Below are 24,097 nucleotides of genomic sequence, written 5' to 3' on the forward strand. Positions count from 1 at the left end.
ATGCCTCGCTCCCGCCGCACATCATAAGGAGATTGACAGATATGCAGAAATTTTGCAACTTGATTGATCGGACATACAAGGGCTTCTTCTACCTCTCCGCCGCGTTTCTGGCGAGCATGTTCGCCGTGTGCGCGTACAGCGTCATCATCCGCATCCTGGGCTCCCCCTCCATCTGGGCGGACGAGCTGATCCGCTTTCTCATGGTGTTCATGGCCTTTTCCGGCGCCCCTTACATGATCTGTACCAAGACGGACCTGATGGTCGACCTGACGGAGATCTTCTTCCCCAAGCGGAAGAAGCTGCTCCACAAAACCCATCTGATCGGCGATCTCATCCTGCTGGCCATTTTGATCTATCTCATCTTCCCCACCTGGGACATGTCCATGAAGAACATGACCTCCGCCACCTCCGCCATGCAATGGACGCTGGGCTATGTCTACCTGTGCATGCCCGCCAGCTTCGCATTCTGCGTGGTGGCCGAGGTGAAGAACATCATCCAGCTCTATATCCTGCCGAAAAAGGCGGCCGGCATCGCCGTGAAGGGAGAGTAATACGCATATGGTTTTGGCATTACTGTGCTTCGGCATTTTCCTGTTCCTGCTCATCTTTGCAGTCCCCCTGGGCCACGCCATGGCCGCCGCCGGCATCGTGGTGATGGCGGCGGACGGCATCAACGCCGTGGGCGCCGTCCAGCGGATTTTTGCGGGCATCAACTCCATTTCGTTGATCGCCGTGCCGTTTTTCATCCTCTCCGGCCTTCTCATGGAGGGCGGAAACATCTCCAAGGGCATTGTGGACTTCGCCCGGGCCTTTTTCGGCCACATCCGCGGCGGCCTGGGCCACGTCTGCGTGGTGTCCTGCATGATCTTCGCCGCCGTGTCCGGCTCCGCCATGGCTACGGCCCTGGCCTTCAGCAACCTGCTCTCCCCGGCCATGAAGGAGGACGGTTATGAGACGGAGTTCATCGCCGGCCTCCAGGCCTGCGGCGGCACCCTGGGCCCCATCATTCCGCCCAGCATCCTGATGATCATGTACAGCTCCTTCGCCGGCATCTCCGTCTCGTCCCTGTTCATGGCCGGCATCGTCCCGGGCCTGCTGATGGGCATCGGCCTGATGATCTGCTGCTACCGCTACGCCAAGCGCCGGGACATCCCCCTGCTGCCCAAAATCGCGGGCAAGGAGCGCGCCAAGATCGTCGGCAAATCCGTCTGGGCGCTACTGATGCCCGTCATCATCATCGGCGGCACCATGGCCGGCTTTTGCAGCCCCTCCGAGGCGGGCATGGTGGCCTGCCTGTACGGCCTGATCGTGGGCAGCGTCGTCTACAAGGGCCTGAAGCTGAAGGACCTGCCCAAGATCTTCGGCAAGGCGGCCATCACCTCCAGCACCGTTTTGATTCTGATGGGGCTGGCCAACATGATGGGCTATATGCTGGCAAGACTGAATTTTGCCTCCATCATCGCCGACTTCTTCGCCTCCTTCACCGACAGCGCCATCCTGGTCTTCATCATCATCGTGATCTTCCTGCTGCTGCTGGGCATGGTGATGGAGTCCAACGCCGCCACGGTCATCTTTGCGCCGGTGCTGTACCCCGTCGCCAACGCCTTCGGCATCAACCCCATCCAGTTCGGCCTGGTGGTGGTCATCTGCGAGTGCATCGCCCAGATCACGCCGCCCGTCGGCGCCCTGCTCTCCGCCACCGCGTCCATTCAGGGCGTCACGCTGCAAAGCACCATCAAGCACGTGATCCCCATGCTGATCGCCCAGGTGGCCGTTTTGATCCTGGTCATCTTCATCCCGCCCCTGTCCACGCTGCTGCCCAGTCTTCTGGCCGGCTGACCCCAGTTCCGGAGGACGCACGGTTTTTTGTATGGAGGTACATCAATGATTTCTTACACACAACAGGATGTGGACCGGCTCCGCGACCTTGGCCGCAAGGTCCGGGAGCTTGCGGACCTCCCCATCCAGCAGGAGCGCATCGCCCTGTGGCGAAACGTCAACGACCTGCACATGACCAAACCCGTCCTGTACCACCGGGACACGCCCCCCGCCGTTTTGAATTATGAGAACGAGCTGACCACCGAGATTTCCGACCCGTTCCTCGCCGCCGTGGAGGCAGACCTCCTCATGCGGCTGTACAACTGGAAGCACATGCCCCTGGACTATGTGGTGGTGGACTATGTGAAGTGCGAGTGCGCCATCAGCGACAACGGCTGGGGCGCCCTGGTCCAGTACGACTCCGATTTAAGCAAGGACCGCCAGGGCCAGGCCACCATCCACTTCCACTCCGTCATCGACACCATGGACGACGTGGAGAAGATCCCGGCGCCGGTGGTGACCCACGACGAGGAGGAGACCCGGGAGCGCTGGCGGGTTCTGAACGAAATCTTCGACGGCATTTTGAAGGTCCGCCTGTTCGGCCGCTGCTATTTCAACATCGCCCCCTGGGACGACATCCTGGAGTGGATGGGCATGGGCGACGCCATGATGCGCTTTTACGAGGACCCGGACCTGATGCACGCCTGCGCCAAGCGGTATCTCGACTGCTGCATCCAGCGCTTCCAGACCTACGAGAAGATGGGCCTTCTATCCTCCAACAATGAGTATGAGAACATCATGAACAACCACCCGGGCTACACCTCCCAGCTGCCGCCGCCCACGGAGAGCGGCATCGGCTGCGCGCTCAAGGACATGTGGGGCGGCTGCTCGGACCAGATCATGACCTCCGTCAGCCCCGCCACCTCCCGGGAGTTCGGCTTCGCCCACGAGCGGCCCTACGCGGAGCTGTTCGGCAAGTTCGGATACGGCTGCTGCGAGCGGCTGGACCACAAGATCGCGGACCTGATCGAGGCCTTCCCCAACCTGCGCATGGTCTCCATCTCTCCCTTCAGCAAGCTGGAGCCCGCCCTGGAGGCCCTGGGCAGCGGGTACACCGTCTCCTTCAAGCCCAACTCCAACTACCTCTTCCAGCCCAACTTCGAGGAGGCCAAGGAGCTGCTCACCAAGGAGATGGAGACCGCCCTCCAGCTCTGCCAGAAGTACCACAGCAACATGGTCATCAACATGAAGACCATCATCACCCTGCGGGACGAGCCCCAGCGGCTGTGGTGGTGGAGCGAGATGGCCCGGAACATGGTGGAGAAGTACTACAACTGAACCGGACCTGCGGGGCGGCCATTCCGGCGCCGCGCAATGGAAATAGGGGATAGCGACCATATCGCCATCCCCTATTTCCCGTTTCCGCGGCAAATCCGCCCTCACTCGGCCTCCGCCAGGGTCATCGCATCCAAGTAGCGGTCCATGAAGACGGGGCTTTCGGAGAGGGAGAGCTCCTCCGCAGCCGCCGCCAACGCCTCCGCCTGCCGCCGCAGGGCGCCGTTCAGCAGCAGCATCACCGCCCCGCCCAGGGCGCCGTTGCCGATAAACGCCGTCTTCGGCCCCAGCGCCGCCGGAAACAGCCCGACGGCCACGGCGGCCTCCTGGTTCAGGGAGCTTCCAAAGCCCCCGGCGATCACGAAGCGGTCCACGTCCGCCGCCGTCAGCCCCTCCGTTTGGAGCAGCGTCTGGATGCCGGCGCAGATGGCGGACTTTGCCAGTTGAATTTGCCGGATGTCCCTCTGTATAATCGAAATACCGCTGTCGCCGATGGTCCAGGGCGCCTCCAGGTAGCCGGATTCCTCCAGGATCTCCGCCCGCCGCATCACCGCCAGGGCATCCAGAATGCCGGAGCCGCAGATGCCCGCCGCGGGCCGGCGGTCCACCGTCTCGTAGACGGCCCGGCCCTCCTGCCAGTCCACCGCCCGGATCGCCCCGGCGGAGGCCGGCATCCCGCAGCTGAGGCCCGCCCCCTCGAAGGCGGGGCCCGCCGCCGTGGCACAGCAGATCAGCCGCCCGTCTCTGGCCAGGACGATCTCGCCGTTGGTGCCGATATCCGCCAGCAGCTGGGTCCCTCCCCCTGTCAGCCCGGCGGCCAGCACCGCGCAGACGATGTCCGCCCCCACATACGCCCCCACGCAGCGGGGCAGGTAAACCGGCTTCCCCGCCAGCGTCCGGCGGCTCCGGCCCCCGAAATGGGACTGCACCGCAAAGGGGGCCACGGCCAGGGTGCTGGGGTCCAGCCCCTCGTAGAGGTGCAGCATGGTGGTGTTCCCCGTGACCACGGACTCCTCCACACCGTCCACCCCCGCCTCCTCCAGGCAGGCGGCGGCCATGGCCTCCAGCTGGTCCCCGATCCGGGCGGAGAGGGTGTCCAGCCCGGCGGTCCGGCAGGCCTCTATCCGGGAGATCACGTCGGCGCCGAAGCCCCGCTGGGCGTTTTCCGCCAGGCGCTCGGCGGCGACCTTGCCGCTGCCCCGCTCCATCAGCCGAACCACTACGGTGGTGGTCCCGATGTCCACGGCGAAGCCAAAGCCCGTCTCCGTCCGCCGGAAGGGGGGCACGTCGTACCAGGCGAGGACCTTCCCCGCCTCCTCCGCCGGGGGCGTCACCGCCACGTCCCCCAGGACGCGGCAATCGCAGGCCAGGCGCAGGCCCTGTCCCAGGGCCGCCTCCCCCAGCAATGCCCGCTCCTCTCTGCCGGGCCGGGAGACCCGCCCCCGGACGCGGACGCGGCATTTGCCGCAGGTGTGGTTTCCGGCGCAGGGCATGGCGAAGCCGGGGACATGATGCCGGAGGACCTCCGACAGGAGGGTGTTCTCCTCCGCCTCCGCGGCAACGACGCCCGCCCTTGTGTGGATGGTTACGGAATACATGGCGCTCCTCCTTCTTGCAGCAAACAGGTTTCGGCGGTGACGGAGATGGAGAGCCCCAGCTTCACCGTGCCCGTGCGCAGCGGCGCCGTCTCCTCCCGCCTCTCCACGGTGAAGGACAGGGGGCCCTCCGCCCCCTGGGCCCGCACCCGGCGGGCAGTGGACGCCCGCAGCCGCTCCACGGCCCAGGCGGCGGCCGCCGCCTCCCCGTCAAAATAGCGCACCGCCTCGCCGTCGCACAGCACCTCATAGTCCAGCCCCCTCCCGTCTGCGGGAGAGCAGCCGTGGGGCGAGATCCTGGCGGAGCCGGAGGCCGTCATCCGCCCCGTCACCGCCCCCACCGCGTTGGCCACCGCGGCGCAGGGGGGAATCCGGCAGCCGCACCCCAGCGCCCGGGCCGCCTCCGGCAAAAACAGGTGCACCGGGCCGCCGATGCCCACCAGCTCTGCGGGCATATGGAACCGGTAGTGCAGCAGGGCGGTCCCGCCCGTCCCCCGGTTCTCCCACTGCAGGCGCAGCAGCTCCTGAACCCCCGGGTCCACGCCGTGGCGCCGGTAGTAGGGGGAGGCGTGCTCCAGCAGCAGGCGGCTCACCCCGTAGAAGACCTCCCGGGAGACCCGCTCATAGACCAGGGCACCGAAGGCCTCCATATCCAGGTGGAGGGAGTTGGCCGCAAACCGGGCCGCCAGGGCGGCCGCCCGCCGGTCGTAGGCCGTGTAGTCCCCCCGGACATGCATGATGTCCGTGGGCGTCAGCCCCGCCCGGAGCACGGCGCCGCGCTCCTCCAGGGCGCGGGTGTCCAGGCGGTACTTGTCCACGCCCAGAAGGTCCGCCGCCTCCTGCACGCTCAGGGGACCCTCCTCCAGGGCGCGGCAGAGCGCCGCGCCCGCCGCCTCCATGGGGATTGTCTCCCAGTCCCTGCGGTTCAGCGTCAAAAACTCGTGGAGCGGCAGCGTGTGCAGCGGAACGCGCCGCACCTGCTGCTCCAGCCGCTCACAGAGACCGGGGCACCGGGCGGACAGCACGCACAGGGGGATCACCCGCTCCGGCCCCAGGGTCAGTTGGTTGTTGCGGTCCCAGCGGATCACGCTGTCGCCGCCCAGGGCGAAGGAGGCGGAGAACAGCCCCGCCACCTGGGTCTTCCACTTGCCCACCCGGATGCCGTCCGCCGCCGGCAGCGGCGCCCCGTCCTCCACAAGGGCGATGTCCGTCGTGGTGCCGCCGATGTCCACCACCACCGCATTGCGCTGCCCGGTGAGGGCGCTGCCCCCCAGGGCGGAGGCGGCGGGGCCGGAGAGGAGGGTCTCCACCGCGTGCTCCGCGGCGTACCCCAGGCCCATCAGGCTGCTGTCGGAACGGACGATATAAAGCTTGGCGCCAATTCCCCGGCGCCGGAAGGCCTGGCGCACCGCCTCCAAAAACGCCTGGGTGATGGGGAGGAGGCCCGCGTTGAGCACGGCGCCGGCCGCCCGCTCCAGGCTGGAGAGGCCGCCGAACAGCCCGCTGGCGCACACCGCGGGAAGGCCCGTCTCCTCCTCCAGAATCCGGGCCGCCTTCCGCTCCAGCACGCCGCCGTTGCGGACGCCGTAAATCTCGCAGACCGTGCAGCTCTCCATGCCCGCAAACCACGCCTTGGCATTCGCCCGGAGCAGCTCCCAGTCCGGCTCCTGCCAAATCTCCCCGGTGATGGAGCTGCCGCAGGGCAGATAGCGGATATCGTCCGGGTCCGTGAGGCCGTACGCCGCCCCGAAGCGGGCGATTCCCGTGCGGTCGATGCCCAACAGCAGCAGCCGCGTGCGGCGGAACTTCCCCTCCACGCAGGCATTGGTGGCCAGGGTGGTGGAAAGCCCCGCGGCGACGGCCTGGCGGCACAGCGGCCCGTCCAACTGGTCCAGCGCCTGCAAAATGCCGCGCGTCAGGTCATCGTAGGTCGTCAGGGCCTTGCCGTGGCCCAGGATGGCATTCGCCTCCAAATCGTATAGAACGGAATCCGTATAGGTCCCGCCGGTGTCGATTCCAATGGCCAGCTTCATCGCGTCTCTCCTCCGTCCCGGCTGTCTCCGCCTCTCTCTTTCATTATAAAAACGCCCGGAAAAAAATATAGAACAATTATCTACTGCTTATCACAAAATTGTCCGAATTTTTCGGCCAGCAAAGGAGGTCCCTATGCGTATCGCTCTGGTCGGCTGCATGGTCATGTGCCGGGAAATCAGTTACCTGATCTCCAAAAGCCCGCAAATTGTCCGCCCGTGGTGGCTGAAGCAGGGGCTACACAACACGCCGGACATCCTGCACGCGGAGCTGCAGCGGCTGATCGGCGAAATCGAGTTGGAAAACCAGAAGCTGCCGCCCCACCAGCGGTTCGACACCATCGTGTTCGCCTACGGTCTTTGCTCCAACAGCCTCATCGGCCTGAAAAGCCAGTCCCTTCCCATCGTGGTCCCCCGCTGCGACGACTGCATCGCCCTGCTGCTGGGGTCCGTCCAGCGCTACCGGCAGTACTTTCAGGAACTGTCCGGCACATTTTGGTACAGCAGCGGCTGGATTGAGCACGGGGACCCGCCCTCCCGGGAGCGGTACGCCCGGGAGCGGGCGGAGTACGCGGAGAAATTCGGCGAGGACAACGCGGACTACCTGATGCAGTGCAGCAACCACTGGCTGACCAGCTACCGCCACTGCGGCTACATCACCTGCCCCATGGGGGACTTTCCGGAGCATCTGGCCTACGCCAGGCAGGCCTCCCGGGACTTCGGCTGGTCCTACGAGGAAATCCCCGGGGACCTCTCCTACCTCTCCGCCCTGGTGAACGGCCCCTGGGACGACGGCCGCTTTTTGACCTGCCCGCCGGAGAGCCGCATCGAGGCGGAGTACTCCAGCCGGAAGTTCCGCAGCGTCCCCTGCCCTTCTCCCTACCCCGGCGGCGGTTCCGGGGCAGAAGAGAAAATTGTTCAAAAAGATCGCAAGGAATTTCAAGATCTTTCCGCGAAAAACGATTAAAGTAGATGATATCAAGGAATCGTTCTGCCCGGCACTTGTGAAATCTAACAATGGAGGAATTCATCGTGACAACTTTGAATGAAATCAGTTCTGCGCTGCAACAGGGCCGCGTCCCCAAGGTGAAGGAATTTGTGCAGAAAGCTCTGGACGAGGGAATTCCTGCCGGCGAAATTCTGGAGCAGGGCCTTTTAAGCGGCATGAACATCATCGGCGAGAAGTTCAAAAACAACGAGGTCTTCGTCCCCGAGGTGCTGATCGCCGCCCGGGCCATGAGCAAGGGCACGGACATCCTGCGCCCCTATCTGGTGGCCGCAGGCGTGGAGGAGAAGGGCACCGTGGTCATCGGCACCGTCAAGGGCGACCTGCACGACATCGGCAAGAACCTGGTCCGCATGATGATGGAGGGCAAGGGCCTGAAGGTCATCGACCTGGGGGTGGACGTCCCCGTGGAAAACTTCTTGAACGCCGCCCGGGAGAACGACGCCCAGATCATCGCCTGCTCCGCCCTGCTGACCACCACCATGGGCGAGATGCGGAACATCGTGGAGGCCGTGGAGGCCTCGGAGATGAAGGACAAGGTGAAGGTCATGATCGGCGGCGCCCCCATCACCCAGGCCTACTGCGACCAGATCGGGGCCGACTGCTACACCCCCGATGCCGCCACCGCCGCCGACGCGGCGCTGGCGCTGTGCACAGGCTGATCTCTCCTCCTTTTCTACGCACCCTTTGGGGCTCCGAACCGCTTTCGGGGCCCCATTTTTTTGGCCGTGTCCCCGCTTCCGCACGGACAGCCGCCTCCCGGGCGGCGCCCCGGCGGGGGCCTTGGCCCACCCCCGCCGGACGCACCTGCCGCAGGGAGACCCCTCCACGGGATCAGGCGGCCCTCTCCGCGGAGGGGAGGCGCCCGGCCCGGACGGCGGAGCTGCCCGCCTCCCCCGCAGTCCCGGCAACACGACGGCCCGCGAAAAGGCCCCCGCTCACAGGAGCGGGGGCCTTCCTCTTTATAAACGGCCCGGTGTGCCGGGCGACAAGGCCAGTGCGCCGGGCAGCATGGCCGGTGCACCGCACATGCCAGGGGCGCCGCACCTGGCGGAGGCGGTCCGCCCCACTGTGTGCGGGACGGCGACAGCCAGGCGGTCCCGTCAAACCGCACCGCCGCGCCAGGTGCGGCGCCGCCTTAGCGGCGGCCGTCCGTACAATTCCCTCCGGCTCCCGACGGGCGCAGTTCCCCGGCGGAAAACATTCCCCCAGGGGAATGTTTTTTGTGTCGTTTTTGCGAAAAAATTGTCGAAAAAAGCCATGGCAGCCGGAAAAACACGTAAAAATTAGCGGTTTATTTATGCAATATTTCCATGTTGACCATGACGCATGTCGGGAGCCTACACTAAAACCAAACGGGGGATTCCACGGCGGAAAGCCCACGGGAAACGGATGAAATTCCAAGGGATTTGATCCGGTGCAGCAGGCGTCCCCCCATGCGGGAACCCCGTCCGCACAGGGGCCCCCGCAGACGAATCGTCCAAACAGGGAGGGAGCTATGGAACATTCCGATCTTGTGAGAAACTGGTCGTTCATCAACCCCGGCGACTATCCCCACTACTACAGCAACCAGGACGGCCTGTGCAGCGGGGAGCTGGCGGGCATCATCATTATGGGGGCGTGGCTGCCCAATCCGCCCGGCCACATCTGCAACGCCTACACTTTTGATTTTCCGGTCCGCTACCAGAAAGCACAGGGCACCAACCAGCAGAAGGTCCACGGCGGGGAGACCTCCATCCTCGGCAGCATCATTGCGGCGGCGCAGCAGCTGGAGCGGGACGGCTGCCGCTTCATCTGCTCCAGCTGCGGCTATTTCGGCAATTACCAAAAGGAGGTGGCCGCCTCCGTCCGCATTCCGGTCTACCTGTCCAGCGTCCTCCAAGTGCCCTGGATTCGGGCGGGCCTCAGGCCGGATCAGAAAATCGGCATCCTCTGCGGCGACGCCCCCCATCTCACCTACAAGCTCTTCGAGGCCTGCGGCGTCTCCCGGGAGGACTACGACCGCTGCGTCATCGTCGGGGCCCAGGACCAGCCGGAGTTCAACAAATTCGACAAGAATGTGGGCAACTACGACGCCGCCAAGGTCCGCGGCGAAATTGTGGGTCTTGCCAAACGCCTTCAGCAGGCGCACCCTGACATAGGCGCCATTCTGCTGGAGTGCACGGACATGCCCCCCTACGCGGCGGACGTGCAGGCCGCCACAAACCTGCCCGTGTACGACGTGGTCGGCATGGTCAACTACCTCTACCACGCCGTCACCCAGCGCCCCTACGGCGGCTTTGTCTGAGCCGCCGGCGGAGCTTTTCCCATCACCATTCATTTGCCTTTCGGCTGATCAAACAAGGAGGACGTTATGGACAATTCAGATCTGGTGCGGAACTGGGCCTACATCAATCCCGGTGAGGACCGCCACTACTACAGCAACCGGGGCGGCCGCTGCGGCGGCGAGCTGATCGGCATCATCTCCCTGGAATCCTGGCTTCCCATCCCGCCGGGCCACATCTGCCACGCCGGCACCTTTGATTTCCCCGTGCTGTACATGGAGGCGGACGGCACCAACCAGAAAAAGGTCCACGGCGGCGACAGCTCCATCGTGGACAGCATCATCGAAGCCGCCCAAAAGCTGGAGCGGCACGGCTGCCGCGCCATCTGCGCAGACTGCGGCTATTTCGGAAACTTCCAAAAGGAGGTGGCCGCCTCCGTCCATATTCCGGTCTATCTCTCCAGCGTCATTCAGGTCCCCTGGATTCGGGTGGGCCTCAGGCCGGAGCAGAAGATCGGCGTCATCTGCGGCGACGCCCCCCATCTCACCTACAAGCTCTTTGAGGCCTGCGGCGTCTCCCGGGAGGACTATGACCGCTGCGTCATCGCCGGCCTTCAGGATGAGCCGGAGTTCTTCAAGTTCGACAAGAACGTGGGCAATTTCGACTCCGCCAAGGTCCGCAGCGAAGTGGTGGGCGCGGCGAAGCGGCTCCAGCAGGAGCATCCCGACATCGGCGCCATCCTGCTGGAGTGCACGGACCTTCCCCCCTACGCGGCGTCGGTCCAGGCCGCCACAAACCTGCCCGTGTACGACGTCATCGGCATGGTGAAATACGCCTACCATGCCATCGCCCAGCGCCCCTACGGCGGCTTTGTCTAAGCCCGCATCCGCCCTGGGGATGTCCCGGCATCGCGTGCCCCATCCATCGCATGGAAAAAGAGAACGAGAGAAGAGAGAGGGATTTTCATCATGAGTGAACAGAAAAGCTCCTTTTTTGGCGGCCGTGTCAGCTTCAAAGACAAACTGCTCTATATGTGCGGAAACGCCGGAGACAGTCTCCCCTATGCCCTGTTCTATACCTACTTCATGTTCTATTTGACCGATGTCGCCGGCATCAACGCCGTCATCGCCGGTCTCATCGCAGGCGTCGCCGCGTTCTGTGACGGCGCCGTGGACCCCGCGCTGGGCATGCTCTCCGACAAGAGCTACCGCAAACACGGCACCCGCCGCCCGGTCATGGCCAAGAGTCTGCTCCCCCTGTGCCTGGTCACGATTTTCATGTTCCTGCCGGTGGATTTCGGCGCCGTCGGCCTGTTCTACTACATTTTGATCGCCTGCTGCTTCGTGGCCCTGTACTCCCTGTTCACCATGAACTATGTGGCCATGGGCGGTGAGATGACCGACAATCCCATCGAGCGCAACAACATCCGCCTGATTTGCAGCCTCAGCTCCCCCCTGTGGAACTATATCGGCCGCGGCGGTCCCCAGCTGGTCCAGAACGCCATGCCGGACCTGGCTCCCAAAATGCAGTGGTTCATCATCGCCCTGATCGTCACCGCCGCCTATGCCGTGTTCTCCGTCGTCCCCATCTTCATGGCCAAGACGAAAAAGCAGGTGGCGGAAATGCGGGAGCGGGGCGAGGTGGAGCTCATTCCCGTGGAAGAGGAGGACGACGACGAGGACAACGGCCTCGGCTTCCTGGCCAACATGAAGTCCGCGCTGAAGCTCAAGCCCCTGCGCATCAACTGTGTGATGATCGTCATGTACACCCTTTCCGAGGGCTTCCTGTACGCCCTGATCGCCTACGTTCTGGATTACTCCGTGGGCCTCACCCCCGCCCAGCAGGCCACCTTCTACCTGGTGGGTTCCATCTTCAACTACGTCGGACTGATCGGCGGCACCTGGATCGCCAACCACTTTGGCAAAAAGACGGTGTTCTGCGGCTCCTTCCTCCTGGCCGCCGCCCTGTGCGCGGTGTATCTCTTCATCGGCATGCACACCCTCGTAGAGGCCTGCATCTTCTATGCGCTGTGGATGTGCGTGGAGACCCCCTTCTGGGCGCTCTACTGCACCAACGGCTACGAGATCGCCGACCTGGACGAGTTCATCAACGGCAAGCGGCGCACCTCTTTGATGCTGTCCATCGCCTCCTTCTTCGTAAAGGTGGGTCCCACCTGCTCCCTGATCTTCACCGGCGCCCTTTTGAAGGCCATCGGCTACATCGAGGGCGGCGCCGTGCAGCCCGAAACTGTGGCGGCGGGACTGAACGTCCTCGTCTGCATCATTCCCGCCATCTGCCTGAGCGTGGGCGCCGTCGCCTTCCTCCGCTACCCCATCAACAACAAGAACCTGACCGCCCTCACGCAGGCCCTGGAGGCCAAGAAAGCTGGTCTCCCCTACACAACCGAGGGCTTCCAGAATCTGCTCCCGAAGGACTACAAGGGCTGAGCCGAGATGCCTCCCACCTTGTGACAAGAGCAGCAGAAGGACCCGTTTCACGACGTGAAACGGGTCCTTCTGCTGTCTGCGGAGTTCGCTCCGCATTTGCCGGGCTTCTACTGGGAGCGAGCGGAGGGCTGCTCAAGGCCGTTCCGGCGGCGGGGCAGTCGCGGCTTGTCCCATCCCGCCCCCGGACATGGCGCGCAGCAGTCGGGGCACCGGGCAGTTCCTCTGCCGCGCCGCGGGCGCTCCGCAGCAGGGACGCCTCTGGGAGACACACCCTCGGATGCGGTCCCGAGGGTTACCAAGACACCAGGGCCTAAGGGCGGTCCGCTCGAGGTCGCCCCGGCAGCGGGGCAGGGACGGTTTGTCCCATTCCGCCCGGTCCTGGACACGGCGCGCAGCGGACGGGGCATTTGGTCAGTTCCTCCTCCACGCCGCAGGCGCTCCGCAGCGGAGATGCCCCTGGAAGCCACGCCCCCGGATGCGGTCCCGAGGGTTGCTAAGACACCAAGGCCCGGGGCGGCCTCTCCCGCCGCGGGTCTCCAGTTGCGGACGGTCTGTTCCCCGTCCGCCCTCTTGGCCGGAACCGACCGCCCCCATCGCCGTCCCCAAGCCAAAAACAGGAGCCTCTGCGAAACGTCCCGTTTCGCAGAGGCTCCTGTTCCTCCGGCAGAGGGATCAGGCGCAAAAGGCCCACACCAGCAGGTAGCCCACCGTCACCGCCACCAGGGTAAAGGGGACGCCGATGCGCATAAACTGCCCGGTACTGACCTCATATCCCGCCTTGCGCAGAATTCCGCCGGCGGCAATGTTGGCGGACGCCCCCACAGGGGTCAGGTTGCCCCCCAGCGTGGCGCCGGTCAGCAGCCCGAAGCACAGCACCGCCTGGTCCACGCCCATGGCCGCGGCCACTCCCCCTACCACCGGAAGCATGGTGGCCGTGTAGGGGATGTTGTCGATAAACGCGGAGGCCAGGACGGAAAACCACACGATGATGGTATAGGTCCAAAACAGGCTGCCGCCGCCCAGGTGGGCGATCAGCTGGCTCACGTCGCCGATGATGCCCACCCGGTTGATGCCGTCGATCACCAGGAACAGACCCGCCAGCAGCAAGAGCGTCACATAGTCCACGCCCTTGAGGACCTCCACCGCCAGTTGGGCGTCGCGGTGCCGGACGCACTCCGCTGCCAGGCCCACCGCGAAGAAGGCCATACAGATGGCCCCGTTGGTAATGCCGGGCTTTTCCGGCAGAAAGGAGGCCAGAATCAATCCGGCCACCGTGCCCAGAAGGCAGAAGGAGGGCAGGTAATCCGTAACCGGGGTGAGCTGTGTGCCGCGGAGGGCCCCCTTCTCCTTGCGGAAGAGGAACATCATCACCGGCACCGTGGCAACCGCCCCCGCCTGCACCACCCAGAACATTCCGGGGGCGCCCTTGTAGGCGAAGAAATCCATGAAGTCCATGCCCATGTGGCCGCTCAGCAGAATGGAGGTGGTGTCCCCCACCAGCGTGGCCGCCCCCTGCAGGTTGGAGGAGACCGCAATGGCCAGAATGGGCGCCACCGGGGAAATTCTCAGCTTTTTGGCGATGGCCATGCCCACCGGCGCCAGCATCAGCACCGTGGCCACGTTGTCCACAAACGCGGAAACAAACCCTGCGAACAGCGCCAGCACAATGATCAGCGCCTTGACACTGGGCAGCACCCGCACCAGCTTGTCCGAAAGGCGGTTTGGCATCTTGGAGCGTATAAAGAGGTCCACCGTCCCCATGGTGCCCGCCAGCATCAAGAGCACGTTCCAGTCGATGGTGGACAGCGCCTCCCGGGCCGGAACGATCCCCAGCGCCAAAAACACCACCGCCGCCGCCACGGCCACCGCCGCCCGGTACTTGGGCAGAAGCAGCAGCAATCCATAGACCGCGATAAACACGATCAGCGCAATCGTTTTTAACATTCTTGATTCCTCCCGCCGGCGAAGCGGACGCAACGCGTCTCCGCCGTCTCTTTTCTCTCAGGCGCCCCGTCTCTCAGTCTGCGCCCTTTCTTTGATATCGCACAAAAAGGAACACCGTCAGGCACAGGCACACGCTCTCTGAGAGCAGCGGCGCCCACCAAACGCCCTCTCCGCCCAGGAGATGGATCAAGAGCACCAGGCTGCCCAGCAAAAACACCACGCCGCGTCCCAGGGAAATCAGGGTTGCGGATCCCGCGCGCTCCACGGAGGTGAGGTAGCCGCTTATGACAATGTTATAGCCCACCAGCAAAAACGACAGGAGGAAAATGCGCAGAACATGGGCCGAGTACTCCCGCAGCTCCGGCAAATCCGCCCCCACATAGGCGGAGACGATCACCCCCGCCCCGGCGCTGCACAGCACCAGCGCCGCCGTGCAGAAAATCCCCGCGGAGACCACGCCGTACCGCAGCAGCCTCCGGCACGCCTCCGGGTTTCTCTGTCCGTAGCAATAGCTGATCAGCGGCTGGCTGCCCTGGGCAATGCCGGTGGCGGACAGCACCACGATGCTGTTGATATAGGAGACGATGGTATAGCTGACCAGCGCCTCTCGGGAGAGGTAGCGCAAAATCACCTGGTTGAACACAAAGACCACCACACCGGCGGAGAGCTCCGTAAGGCCGGAGGAGAGGCCGTTTCGGATCTGTCTGCCCAAAACGGCGGGCTGAAAGCGAAACCGCCGGAACCGGAGCTGCCCCTGTTTGCCCAGGAAGTGCCAGAGGTACAGCAGAATCACCGTGCACTGGGAGAGGCTGGTGGCAAAGGCGGCCCCCGCCACCCCCCGGTGCAGGACGATCACGAACAGCCAGTCCAGCACCACGTTCTCCAGAGCGCCCACCGTGACGATCACCACCGCCCGCTTGGGAAATCCGTCGGTCTTCATCAGGATCTCAAAGGTGTAGGACAGGAGGAACGCCGCAGAAAACGGCACGATATACGCAAGGTACTCCCGGACGTACCCCAGGGTCTCCGGGTCCCGCGCCCCCAGGAACCCCGCCACCTTGTCCAGGTTGGCCATCACGCCGATGGAGAGCCCCGCCGCCACCACCAGTTGGGTGACCACATTCTGCGTGAACACCTGGTGGGCCCGTTCCATCCGGCCCTCCCCCATACAGATGGCCACGATGGTGGACGCGCCCACGGCGAACATCAGCGAGAGCGCAAACATCGTCTGCACAAGGGGGTTGGACAAGTTCACCGCCGTCAGCGCGATCTCGTTGACGCCCCTTGCCACAAACATGCCGTCCACCATGGTGTACAGCGCATAGACCCACTGCGCCAGGATCGACGGAATCACATAGTGAAAAAATTTCTGTTTTAACGAACTGTCATCCAAGGACATCATGTATCTCTTCTTCCTTTAACACCGTTCCACCAGCTCTTCCAGGGGTTTGCGCAGGGCGTGCTGCTCCCCGGGGCCCTCCTTGTCATATCCCAGCATCAGCATACAGGCGGGCTCCCAGTTTTCGGCCAGGCCGAAGGTGCGCTTCGTCTCCTCCCCGTCAAACCAGCAGACCCAGCAGCTGTCCACCCCCAGCTCCGCGGCCGCCAGCATGGCGTGGGTGGCTGCGATCACGCTGTTGGTCAGCCCCACGTCCACCCCGTTGATCTCCAGGGCGGAATCCGGGTGCCCCCGGTCATAGGAGAACAGCAGCACCGCCGGGGCGCCGTACACGCAGGTACTGCACCGCTCCGCCCGCCGGAGTCCCTCGGCGCTCTCTATCACCAGCACCTTCCACTGCTGCGCGTTGCAGCCGGTGGGCGCCAGCCGCGCCGCCTCCAGAATGGCCGTCATGCACGCCGCCGGAACCGGGCGGCTCCTGTCGAAGGCCCGGGCGGAATAGCGTTTTGCACAAAGCTCTGAGAAATTCATACCAACTCTCCTTTTATGAAATCCACCGGCGGCAGCGCCGCGGTCTCCCGCAAACGCCGCCCCCGGTATCCTGCGGGGCCGCATGTTCCGCCCCGCGCCCCGGGGCGCCGGGGCATACACCGGGCGGGCGCCGCCCCGCCCAACAGGGCGGCGCCGCAAATCCTCTGCGGGAGATTCGAAGCGGGGGGGCCCCTCCTCCGAATCACCGCCGCAGGAATCGCGGCGCCGAAACTCTCCCTATCCAATCGCAGCGCGCCGGGCGAAACCCGCGGGTGCGGCTCCAAAATGCATCCGTCCGCACCCCGCCCAAGGGGCCTTATGCCCTCCCCCGCCGGAGAGGGAGGCGCTCAGTCCTTCAGGCCCACAAAGATGGCGATCTCAAACAGCAGCTTCTCCTCCACCGGCGGCGCCACCACGGTATACCGGGCAGGGCCCGCCTCCTGGTCGCCGAAAAACTTGAAGTAGGCGGTGTTCATGCCGTCAAAGTCCTCCACTTTCTGCAAGAAGCAGCGGCACATCAGGGCGTCGTCCAGCGTGCCGCCGGCCGCTTCGATGATATGCTTGGCGTTTGTGATGGCCAGCTCCACCTGTGCCTCGATCCCCTCGGGCACGTTGCCCTCCAGGTCTTCGCCCACCTGGCCGGAGACGAAAAGCACGTTGCCAAAACGGATGGCCTGGGAAATTCCCCTGCGGGGGATGTCCACCAAGGCCGTCTCAATCTTTTCCTTTTTCCACTCCATGTCGCGTCCTCCTTCTCAGTTTGTCTCCGCCGCGGACCGCAGAATTTCCACGGTTCCGTTGATCCCGTCCAGGCGGATGTAGTCGCCGTCGTGAATCTCCGCGCAGGGGTCCACGCCGTCGGGGAAATCGCAGACGCAGGGACAGTTGTTGACCAGGACCACCACGCCGCATTTGGAGTCCATCTTGGTGAAGATATAGCCGATGGGCCCCACGCCGTTGATATGGCTGTTGATGAAATAGTCCGACCACCCCAGAGAGCCGCGGCTGCAGGGGACCACCAAAATCTTCCCCGCAAAGCTGTCCCCCTCGTGCACGTGGCCCTTTTCCAGCACCACGCCGGTCTTGACGTCGATGGAGGACCACCCCTGAATGCTGGTGGGGCAGACAAAGGCGGCTCCCTCCACCACAGGGCCCAGCGCCGGCCGGCCCTTGAGAATTTTGCCGTTCATACAAAGCACCTCCTATCGAACCTGCCAGTAGCCTGAGATGGCGGCGTCCATCACTTCCCGCTCCGTGCCGTAGTACACCGGCACGTCCCGCTCCGTCTTGCTGTAATGGGCCAGCTTGGCCGCGGAGAGGCCGATGCCCTTGGCGCCGTAAGCCACGTTGACGCACCGCAGGATGCAGCCGCTGGTGAGGACCTCCACGCCGCTCTTGCGGAGGGACTCAATCAGATGGGACAGCCTTGCCAGCTCATACTGGGCCACATTGGTGAACACGCAGAAGCGGACGCCCTCCTTCACGTGTTTGCCCCGCATGTACCGCTCGATCTGCTGAATCTCCTGTACGGAGCTGTTGGGGCAGCCGATCTGCAAAAAGTCCACCGGGCCCGACACCGGGTGGCAGAGCTCCCTCCGGTAGCCCTCCAGCATCTCCTCGTCAATGTCGAACTCCGCCGCCGGCGCGTGGCCGGCCATGGCCGCCTCGTAGGTGGGCGCCTCGGGAGAGGTCCCCACGATCAGGCACATCTCGCAGCCGCTGGCCGTGGCCAGGGAGGTGAACATGGTCTTGAGCTTGATGAGATCCGGCGGATCAAACTCCCCCGTCAGCACAGGGATGGCGTTGGGCGCCAGGCGCCGCCCCACGGCGATGCCCACCATGTCCCAGAGCAGCTTCGTATCCAGCTTGCTGTGGATGCGGAAGACGTGGGTCCCGTGCCGGTTTTCCGTGAGGTGCAGCCCCCACTTCGGCGCCCGGCCGCACACCGCCGTCATCATGGAGGTGGCGCCGCCGCCGCCGTTGCCCCGGGCCCCCAGAACGGAGTTGCAGTAGAGCACGTTGGAGGACTCCGTGGTGACGAAGTACTCCCCCATGGTGGGCAGCCAGCCCGCCAGGTAGGGGGCGCAGGTGCTGCCCGCCACACAGCCGTTTGCAATGGCCGTCTCCATGATCTGCTGATTCATCTCCCAGAATTCCTTGGTCTGCTGGGTGTACGCCCACTGATAGCTGTCGCTGGTGTGCACATCGTCGATCAGCAGCGCCTTTTCATAAAATCCGGAGAACTCCCCCCGGTTCAGCTCGGGCAGGAAGTGTTTGATGTGGTGGTCGTAAAAGTCCTCTTTCAGATAGTCCTCCCGGTTCAGCTGTCCGTCCGGGAAATCCGCCGGCACCGCCTCGCTGCCGCAGCAAAGATGGGTTTTGGTGACCTCCACCAGCTCCGTGGCACCCAGGATTTCGGCGTACCGGATGATCCCCTTCAGTGCAGCCTGCTTGCTCTTTCCGCACTTCCCCTCCAGCATGTCCTGTTCTTCCGATGTCAGTTTTACCGCCATAGCCAGCCCCGCTTTCTTGTTGTTTCTTGAGGTGTTTTTCCAGTTCCAGTGTATCTGTCCGACACGCGTCATAGTCAACACGGAAATATTGCACAAAGAATCCCCTCCTTTTTTCGGGCAATTTTCTTCTATCCTATGGCAATTCTACGATTTTCTGCAAAAGGACAGGAAAAAAACTCTCCCTCAAGGGAGAGTTTTTTCGCCTTTTTGACATTCCCACCGGCCGATGCTATAATCCGTTCATAAAGAACGGCCCCGGACGGGGCCGGAAGTGAGGAGGGGCTTCCCTTGTCAAACGACCACCTGACCATCGGCAAGGTCTCGGCTTTGACGAGCATCTCTGAAAAGCGCCTGCGGTACTACGACCAGCAGGGACTCTGTTCCCCGGCCTACCGGGACCCGGCCACCGGCTACCGGTACTACACCGCAGAGCAGATTCCCCGCCTGATGTGGATTTCCTATATGCGCTCCCTGGATCTCCCGGTGAGCATCATCGCGGAATTTTTCAGCGCGGACGACCTCCTCTCCCTCAAAAAGGCGCTGGACGTGCAGGTGGCCAAAAACCAGGAGGCCTTTTCCACGGCCCAGTACCGCTATGAGCAGATTTCGGAGTTTCGCCAGCGGTTCAGCATCGGCCTCTCCCACATCCGCTCCCGGGACCAGCCGCGCTTTGTCTCCCTGGTCCATACGGAGCCCTTCCCCGTGCTGTGCCTCGACTGCGACGTGGACAGCGGGGAGATGACCGGCGCCTACCGCCTCCGGATGTTCAACCTGCTGGACGAGCAGACTCGGAAATATAAGTTCGTCTCCGTGGGCGGCCACGACATCATCTACCGCAACTCCCCCCTGCTGGGCGCTTCTCCCGCCAGGCCCGGCAAGACCACGTTCGACATCCAGATCAAGAATCCCCCCTCCGTCCCCATGGAGTTCGTCCGATACAACAAGGGCTTTCTGGCGGCCACTGCGGTCCACGTGGGGCCCTATGAGACCCTCCCCGACACCTACCGCCTCATCACAACCTGGGCGGCGGAAAACGGGCACAAGCTGAACACCGACGCCCTGGAGGACTATCAGATCACAAGCCAGATGGTCAACGACCCCGAGCTGTATGTCACCCAGATTTATGTCCCTCTGGCCGGGCACAGCCTCTGACCCGGCGGGTCTGCGGGCACATGGCGCCCTCCGCCAGTAGGCCCGCCGACCCCCGCTTTTGCAGGTGCATCCGCCCTCCAAGAAAGAGCCCCGGCCGCATCCAGGATGCGGCCGGGGCTCTCTTTGCCAGAACCGCCCTCCACCCGGACCGCCGGTTTCCGGGGGCGCAGGCCTGCCCTCCACGCCCGGGAAGGGCCGCAGTGCTTTTTGGGCGGAGGTCCTTCTCACCAGCCCCGCCGGACCGGGTCCAGAGTGTCCTCCGCCAGGTAGAGCAGCGCGTTGCAGATGGCGGCGGCCACGTTGCTGCCGCCCTTGCGCCCCAGGGCCACGATGGCCGGGACGCCGTGGGCCTCGCAGGCCGCCAGCAGCCGCTCCTTGCTCTCCACCACGTTGACAAACCCCACCGGCACGCCGATCACCAGCGCCGGGCGGGCGCCCTCCTCCAATAGCGCGGCAATGCGCAGCAGCGCCGTGGGCGCGTTGCCCACCGCCAAAATCCCCCCAGGCCAGCGGCGCAGGGCCTCCTCCATGCACACCGCCGCCCGGGTGGTGCCCCGGGCCCGGGCCGCATCGGCCACGGCCTCCTCCGCCATGAGGCAGTGGACCTCCCCGCCCAGATGGGCCAGGGCCGGCTTGCTGACGCCCGCCCGGGCCATATTGGTGTCCGTGATCACCGCCGTCCCCCGCCGGAGGGCCTCCACCCCCCGCTCCACCGCGCCAGGGGTGAAGCGGAGGCTGGTCCCGTAATCGAAGTCCGCCGTGGTGTGGATGACCCGCTTCACCACCGCCTCCGTCCCCGGGGCGGGCACCATCCTCCGCTCCGCCAGCTCCCTGGTGATGATCTCCATGCTGGCCCGCTCGATGTCGGCGGGCCGGGTGTGCTTGAGACTCATGCCCTCTCTCCTTCCAGAATGCGCCGGACGGCCTCCATGTCCAGCGCCTGCCGCAGTCCCCGGGCCAGCAGGTCGTACTGCCGCTCCTTGTACGCCCGGTGGGACAGGGGGGCGGCGTCCCCGGAGTCCAGCCCCTTCCTGGCGCAGAGCCAGCGGGCCAGCCCGTCCGTCAGCTCGCCGCTGTCAAACAGGCCGTGGAGATAGGTCCCGAAAACCGTACCTTGGCAGCAGCCGTCCCAGCGGCCGTCCTCCAGGCGGCAGAAGGGGGCGCCGGAGGCCTCCGTATGGCCCATGTGAATCTCGTAGCCCTCCAGTTTGGCGCCGGCAAAGGGGCCGGCGGAGACCTCCGCCCGGAGCTGGGTCCGGGTCTTTTTGGGGGTGAAGAGCGTCCGGCAGGGCAGCAGGCCCAGTCCCCGCAGCGCCGTCTGCTCCCCCTCCACCCGGTCCGGGTCCTCCAGCAGCTCCCCCAGCATCTGGTAGCCGCCGCAGACGCCCAGCACCGGCGTCCCGGCGGCGGCCAGCTTCTGAACGGCGGCCTCCAGGCCGCTCTCCCGCAGCCACAGAAGGTCCGCCATGGTGCTCTTGGTGCCGGGGAGAATCACCAGGTCCGGCGTCCCCAGGCCCCCGGCCCGCTCCACATACCGCACCCCCAGGGCCGGGTGGCGCTCCAGGGGAGAGAAATCCGTGAAGTTGGAGATGCGGGGCAGGCGCACCACCGCGATGTCCACCGGCCTATGGACCCGGCTTTGCACAAGGCAGGGCGCCAAGGAGTCCTCGTCGTCCAAATCCACCGGCAGGTAGGGCACCACCCCCACCACCGGAATTCCCGTCCGCGCCTCCAGCTCCCCCAGGCCCGGCCGCAGAATCTCCGGGTCCCCTCGGAATTTGTTGATGAGTAGGCCCTTGATCCGCCGCCGCTCCGCCGCCTCCAGCAGCGCCACCGTGCCGTACAGCTGGGCGAACACGCCGCCCCGGTCGATGTCCCCCGCCAGCAGCACCGGCGCGTCCACCAGCTCCGCCAGGCCCATGTTCACGATGTCGTGCTCCCGCAGGTTGATCTCCGCCGGGCTGCCCGCTCCCTCGATCACAAGGAGGTCGTACTCCGCCGCCAGGGAGCGGTAGGCCGCCAGAATCTCCGGCACCAGCTCCCTCTTGCGGCGGTAATACGCCGCCGCCGTCATCTGGCCCCGGACCTCCCCGTTGACGATCACCTGGCTGCCGGTGTCGCTGGAGGGCTTGAGGAGAATGGGGTTCATCCGCACGTCCGGGGCGATGCCGGCGGCCTCCGCCTGCATCACCTGGGCCCGGCCCATCTCCAGTCCCTCCGCCGTCACATAGCTGTTCAGCGCCATATTCTGGCTCTTGTAGGGCGCCACCCGCCAGCCCTCCTGGCGGAAGAGGCGGCACAGCCCTGCGCACAGCAGGCTCTTCCCCGCCCCGGACATGGTCCCCTGGACCATGATGCACTTTGCCTGTCTCACGACAGCACCTCCTTCAGTGACGCAAGCAGCCGCTGGTTCTCCCCGCCGGTCCGCACCGCCGTGCGGTACCAGGACGCGTCCAGTCCCTCGTAATCCCCGCAGCCCCGCAGCAGAATGCCCCGCGCCTCCAGCGGCTTGCCCAGCGGCCGCGGGCTTTGGAAGAGCAGGTAGTTGGCCTCTCCGGGCACCACACGCAGTCCCAGGGCCGCCAGGGCCGCGGACAGCCGGGGCCGCTCCGCGGAGACCAGGGCGCGGACGCACGCCACATAGCTCTCCTCCCGGAGGGCCGCCGTCCCCGCCGCCTGGGCCAGGGTGGAGACCCCCCAGGGCTGCCCGGCGGAGCGCATCGCCGCCAGCAGCGCCCTGTCGGCGCAGAGCACATAGCCCAGCCGCACCCCCGCCATGGCGTACAGCTTGGTAAAGGCTCTGAGCACCACCACCGGCTGCTGCGCCAGCGCCCCCCGCAGGCTGTGGGCCGCCGGGTCCGCCAGAAAATCGCCGAAACACTCGTCCGCCAGCAGCCGCGCCCCGGTCTCCCGGCACCGCTCCAAAATCCGCAGCAGCAGCGGGCGGGGGGTGGTGACGCCGGTGGGGTTGTTGGGCTCGCACAGTATCACCAGCTCCGTCCCCGGGGTGATGGCCTCCAGAATGTCCGGCCGGATGCGGAAGTCCTCCGCCGGGTGCAGGGCGTACCGCACCGTCTCGCAGCCGGCGCAGCGGAGGGCCGCCGCATACTCCCCAAAGGCGGGGGCCGTTATCAGGGCCCGCCGGGGCCGCAGCGCCAGCACCGCCCGGAAGATCAGGTCCGCCGCGCCGTTTCCGCAGAGAATCCACTCCGCCGGAACGCCCTCCCTCTCCGCCAGGGCGGCGCACAGCTCCCGGCACAGGGGGTCCGGGTAGCGGTCCGCCTCCTCCGCCGCCTGCCGCAGCGCGGCCCGGACCCCCACCGGGAGGCCCAGCGGGCTGAGATTGGCGGAGAAATCCAGGGGCAGGCGGCCGTATGCGGCCCGGTATCCGGCCCAGTCGCCGCCGTGGGTCTGTATGGGTTCCATGGTCTCCTCCTTCACAGGGCCGCCAGCAGGGACCGCCCGGCGGCACAGGCCGCCAGCAGCAGTCCGGAGGCGGCGTACAGCATCCGGTTCGCCCGGCGGATGTCCGCCGGCTCCGCCGGGCGAATGGCGTCTCCAATGGTGGGTTTCTCGCAGTACTGGCCGAAATACCAGGCCGGGCCCGCCAGCTGGATCCCCAGGGCTCCGGCACAGGCGGACTCCGTCTGGGCGGAATTGGGGCTAGGGTGGCAGCGGGCGTCCCGCCGCCAGATGCGGACGGCACCCCGGCCGTCCTGCCCCGTCACAGCCGCGGCGGCAATCCAGAACCAGGCGGCGATTCGGGCGGGGAGATAGTTGGCGGCGTCGTCCAGCCGGGCCGCCGCCCGGCCGAAGCGGAGGTAGCGGGCATTCCGGTAGCCCACCATGCTGTCCATGGTGTTGATGGACTTGTACACCAGGGCCAGGGGGGCGCCGCCCACGAACATGTACAGCAGGGGGGCGGCCACGCCGTCGGCGAAGTTCTCCGCCACGGTCTCCACCGCCGCCTTTGTGACGCCCTCCGCCGTCAGTCCCTCCGTATCCCGGCCCACGATGCGGCTCACCGCCCGCCGGGCGGCGGGCAGGTCCCCGGACACCAGCG

21 protein-coding genes are annotated in these 24,097 nt (G+C 65.3%); 9 read left to right on the forward strand and 12 right to left on the reverse strand.

Annotation, left to right across the window (positions count from 1 at the left end):
• The first annotated feature begins 41 nt into the window (after window positions 1-41).
• From QZS21_RS04035 to QZS21_RS04045, 3 genes are read left to right on the forward strand one after another with little or no spacing between them, the layout of a single operon-like run.
• Window positions 42-551 (forward strand): TRAP transporter small permease, encoded by a 510-nt coding sequence (locus tag QZS21_RS04035; protein WP_295580557.1) that lies wholly within the window; start codon window positions 42-44, stop codon window positions 549-551.
• Window positions 552-558: 7 nt separating this feature from the next.
• The gene (locus tag QZS21_RS04040) at window positions 559-1,839 is read left to right on the forward strand and encodes a TRAP transporter large permease (RefSeq protein WP_295580559.1); all 1,281 of its coding nucleotides are present in this window, start codon (window positions 559-561) and stop codon (window positions 1,837-1,839) included.
• A gap of 45 nt (window positions 1,840-1,884) precedes the next feature.
• Window positions 1,885-3,156 carry a hypothetical protein gene (locus tag QZS21_RS04045; RefSeq protein WP_295580560.1) on the forward strand — a complete coding sequence of 424 codons (1,272 nt, stop codon included), beginning with the start codon at window positions 1,885-1,887 and terminating at the stop codon, window positions 3,154-3,156.
• A 101-nt stretch (window positions 3,157-3,257) separates the two neighbouring features.
• On the opposite strand, the gene QZS21_RS04050 is transcribed toward QZS21_RS04045, so the two are convergent.
• Together QZS21_RS04050 and QZS21_RS04055 are read right to left on the reverse strand one after the other, a co-directional pair.
• Window positions 3,258-4,751, reverse strand: coding sequence for an ASKHA domain-containing protein (locus QZS21_RS04050; RefSeq protein ID WP_295580562.1), 1,494 nt, complete (start codon window positions 4,749-4,751; stop codon window positions 3,258-3,260).
• A complete protein-coding gene (locus tag QZS21_RS04055) occupies window positions 4,739-6,781 on the reverse strand; it encodes a hydantoinase/oxoprolinase family protein (protein ID WP_295580564.1) in 2,043 nt (680 codons plus the stop codon). Before QZS21_RS04055 ends, QZS21_RS04050 begins: the two co-directional genes overlap by 13 nt.
• Window positions 6,782-6,914: 133 nt before the next feature.
• On the opposite strand from QZS21_RS04055, the gene QZS21_RS04060 reads away from it, so the two are divergent.
• The 5 genes from QZS21_RS04060 (at window position 6,915) to QZS21_RS04080 (ending at window position 12,495) form a co-directional block, all read left to right on the forward strand.
• Window positions 6,915-7,745 (forward strand): DUF1638 domain-containing protein, encoded by an 831-nt coding sequence (locus QZS21_RS04060; protein WP_295580566.1) that lies wholly within the window; start codon window positions 6,915-6,917, stop codon window positions 7,743-7,745.
• A gap of 65 nt (window positions 7,746-7,810) precedes the next feature.
• Window positions 7,811-8,446, forward strand: coding sequence for a corrinoid protein (locus tag QZS21_RS04065; RefSeq protein ID WP_295580568.1), 636 nt, complete (start codon window positions 7,811-7,813; stop codon window positions 8,444-8,446).
• A gap of 836 nt (window positions 8,447-9,282) precedes the next feature.
• The gene (locus tag QZS21_RS04070) at window positions 9,283-10,071 is read left to right on the forward strand and encodes an aspartate/glutamate racemase family protein (protein ID WP_295580570.1); all 789 of its coding nucleotides are present in this window, start codon (window positions 9,283-9,285) and stop codon (window positions 10,069-10,071) included.
• A gap of 66 nt (window positions 10,072-10,137) precedes the next feature.
• A complete protein-coding gene (locus QZS21_RS04075; protein ID WP_295580572.1) occupies window positions 10,138-10,926 on the forward strand; it encodes an aspartate/glutamate racemase family protein in 789 nt (262 codons plus the stop codon).
• A 90-nt stretch (window positions 10,927-11,016) separates the two neighbouring features.
• Window positions 11,017-12,495, forward strand: a complete 1,479-nt coding sequence (locus QZS21_RS04080; protein ID WP_295580574.1) for an MFS transporter — start codon at window positions 11,017-11,019, stop codon at window positions 12,493-12,495.
• A gap of 672 nt (window positions 12,496-13,167) precedes the next feature.
• Here QZS21_RS04080 and QZS21_RS04085 read toward each other — a convergent pair.
• From QZS21_RS04085 to QZS21_RS04110, 6 genes are all read right to left on the reverse strand, one after another.
• Window positions 13,168-14,439 (reverse strand): SLC13 family permease, encoded by a 1,272-nt coding sequence (locus tag QZS21_RS04085; protein WP_295580576.1) that lies wholly within the window; start codon window positions 14,437-14,439, stop codon window positions 13,168-13,170.
• A 73-nt stretch (window positions 14,440-14,512) separates the two neighbouring features.
• Window positions 14,513-15,841, reverse strand: coding sequence for an MATE family efflux transporter (locus tag QZS21_RS04090; RefSeq protein ID WP_295580578.1), 1,329 nt, complete (start codon window positions 15,839-15,841; stop codon window positions 14,513-14,515).
• 15 nt (window positions 15,842-15,856) lie between these two features.
• Window positions 15,857-16,369: a nitroreductase family protein gene (locus QZS21_RS04095; protein WP_295580580.1), complete on the reverse strand. Its 513-nt coding sequence runs from the start codon at window positions 16,367-16,369 to the stop codon at window positions 15,857-15,859.
• Window positions 16,370-16,716: 347 nt separating this feature from the next.
• Window positions 16,717-17,109 (reverse strand): RidA family protein, encoded by a 393-nt coding sequence (locus QZS21_RS04100; RefSeq protein ID WP_295580582.1) that lies wholly within the window; start codon window positions 17,107-17,109, stop codon window positions 16,717-16,719.
• A 15-nt stretch (window positions 17,110-17,124) separates the two neighbouring features.
• Complete coding sequence (locus tag QZS21_RS04105; protein ID WP_295580584.1) at window positions 17,125-17,559, reverse strand: aconitase X swivel domain-containing protein; 435 nt, start codon at window positions 17,557-17,559, stop codon at window positions 17,125-17,127.
• 12 nt (window positions 17,560-17,571) lie between these two features.
• Window positions 17,572-18,882 (reverse strand): aconitase X, encoded by a 1,311-nt coding sequence (locus QZS21_RS04110; RefSeq protein WP_295580585.1) that lies wholly within the window; start codon window positions 18,880-18,882, stop codon window positions 17,572-17,574.
• 288 nt (window positions 18,883-19,170) lie between these two features.
• Between QZS21_RS04110 and QZS21_RS04115 the strand changes: the two genes are divergently transcribed.
• On the forward strand, window positions 19,171-20,034 hold the full coding sequence (locus tag QZS21_RS04115; protein WP_295580587.1) for a MerR family transcriptional regulator: 864 nt from the start codon (window positions 19,171-19,173) through the stop codon (window positions 20,032-20,034).
• A 224-nt stretch (window positions 20,035-20,258) separates the two neighbouring features.
• Here QZS21_RS04115 and QZS21_RS04120 read toward each other — a convergent pair whose 3' ends face one another.
• The 4 genes from QZS21_RS04120 to cbiB all read right to left on the reverse strand — a co-directional run.
• Window positions 20,259-20,927, reverse strand: coding sequence for a precorrin-8X methylmutase (locus QZS21_RS04120; protein ID WP_295580589.1), 669 nt, complete (start codon window positions 20,925-20,927; stop codon window positions 20,259-20,261).
• On the reverse strand, window positions 20,924-22,408 hold the full coding sequence (locus tag QZS21_RS04125; protein ID WP_295580591.1) for a cobyric acid synthase: 1,485 nt from the start codon (window positions 22,406-22,408) through the stop codon (window positions 20,924-20,926). The genes QZS21_RS04120 and QZS21_RS04125 overlap by 4 nt, the downstream gene beginning before the upstream one ends.
• On the reverse strand, window positions 22,405-23,460 hold the full coding sequence (locus tag QZS21_RS04130; protein ID WP_295580593.1) for a histidinol-phosphate transaminase: 1,056 nt from the start codon (window positions 23,458-23,460) through the stop codon (window positions 22,405-22,407). The genes QZS21_RS04125 and QZS21_RS04130 overlap by 4 nt, the downstream gene beginning before the upstream one ends.
• 11 nt (window positions 23,461-23,471) lie before the next feature.
• Window positions 23,472-24,097 (reverse strand): adenosylcobinamide-phosphate synthase CbiB (cbiB, locus tag QZS21_RS04135; protein WP_295580595.1); only part of this gene is annotated, 626 nt, incomplete at its 5' end.

Origin of the sequence: uncultured Oscillibacter sp., from assembly GCF_900544955.1 — a bacterium.
Taxonomy (GTDB): domain Bacteria; phylum Bacillota; class Clostridia; order Oscillospirales; family Oscillospiraceae; genus Oscillibacter.

What these genes read in the sequence shown, in the direction of transcription:
- QZS21_RS04035 (WP_295580557.1), top strand. Translation starts at nt 42, where the DNA reads ATGCAGAAATTTTGCAACTTGATTGATCGGACATACAAGGGCTTCTTC.
- QZS21_RS04040 (WP_295580559.1), top strand. Translation starts at nt 559, where the DNA reads ATGGTTTTGGCATTACTGTGCTTCGGCATTTTCCTGTTCCTGCTCATC.
- QZS21_RS04045 (WP_295580560.1), top strand. Translation starts at nt 1,885, where the DNA reads ATGATTTCTTACACACAACAGGATGTGGACCGGCTCCGCGACCTTGGC.
- QZS21_RS04050 (WP_295580562.1), bottom strand. Translation starts at nt 4,751, where the DNA reads ATGTATTCCGTAACCATCCACACAAGGGCGGGCGTCGTTGCCGCGGAG.
- QZS21_RS04055 (WP_295580564.1), bottom strand. Translation starts at nt 6,781, where the DNA reads ATGAAGCTGGCCATTGGAATCGACACCGGCGGGACCTATACGGATTCC.
- QZS21_RS04060 (WP_295580566.1), top strand. Translation starts at nt 6,915, where the DNA reads ATGCGTATCGCTCTGGTCGGCTGCATGGTCATGTGCCGGGAAATCAGT.
- QZS21_RS04070 (WP_295580570.1), top strand. Translation starts at nt 9,283, where the DNA reads ATGGAACATTCCGATCTTGTGAGAAACTGGTCGTTCATCAACCCCGGC.
- QZS21_RS04075 (WP_295580572.1), top strand. Translation starts at nt 10,138, where the DNA reads ATGGACAATTCAGATCTGGTGCGGAACTGGGCCTACATCAATCCCGGT.
- QZS21_RS04080 (WP_295580574.1), top strand. Translation starts at nt 11,017, where the DNA reads ATGAGTGAACAGAAAAGCTCCTTTTTTGGCGGCCGTGTCAGCTTCAAA.
- QZS21_RS04085 (WP_295580576.1), bottom strand. Translation starts at nt 14,439, where the DNA reads ATGTTAAAAACGATTGCGCTGATCGTGTTTATCGCGGTCTATGGATTG.
- QZS21_RS04090 (WP_295580578.1), bottom strand. Translation starts at nt 15,841, where the DNA reads ATGATGTCCTTGGATGACAGTTCGTTAAAACAGAAATTTTTTCACTAT.
- QZS21_RS04095 (WP_295580580.1), bottom strand. Translation starts at nt 16,369, where the DNA reads ATGAATTTCTCAGAGCTTTGTGCAAAACGCTATTCCGCCCGGGCCTTC.
- QZS21_RS04100 (WP_295580582.1), bottom strand. Translation starts at nt 17,109, where the DNA reads ATGGAGTGGAAAAAGGAAAAGATTGAGACGGCCTTGGTGGACATCCCC.
- QZS21_RS04105 (WP_295580584.1), bottom strand. Translation starts at nt 17,559, where the DNA reads ATGAACGGCAAAATTCTCAAGGGCCGGCCGGCGCTGGGCCCTGTGGTG.
- QZS21_RS04110 (WP_295580585.1), bottom strand. Translation starts at nt 18,882, where the DNA reads ATGGCGGTAAAACTGACATCGGAAGAACAGGACATGCTGGAGGGGAAG.
- QZS21_RS04120 (WP_295580589.1), bottom strand. Translation starts at nt 20,927, where the DNA reads ATGAGTCTCAAGCACACCCGGCCCGCCGACATCGAGCGGGCCAGCATG.
- QZS21_RS04130 (WP_295580593.1), bottom strand. Translation starts at nt 23,460, where the DNA reads ATGGAACCCATACAGACCCACGGCGGCGACTGGGCCGGATACCGGGCC.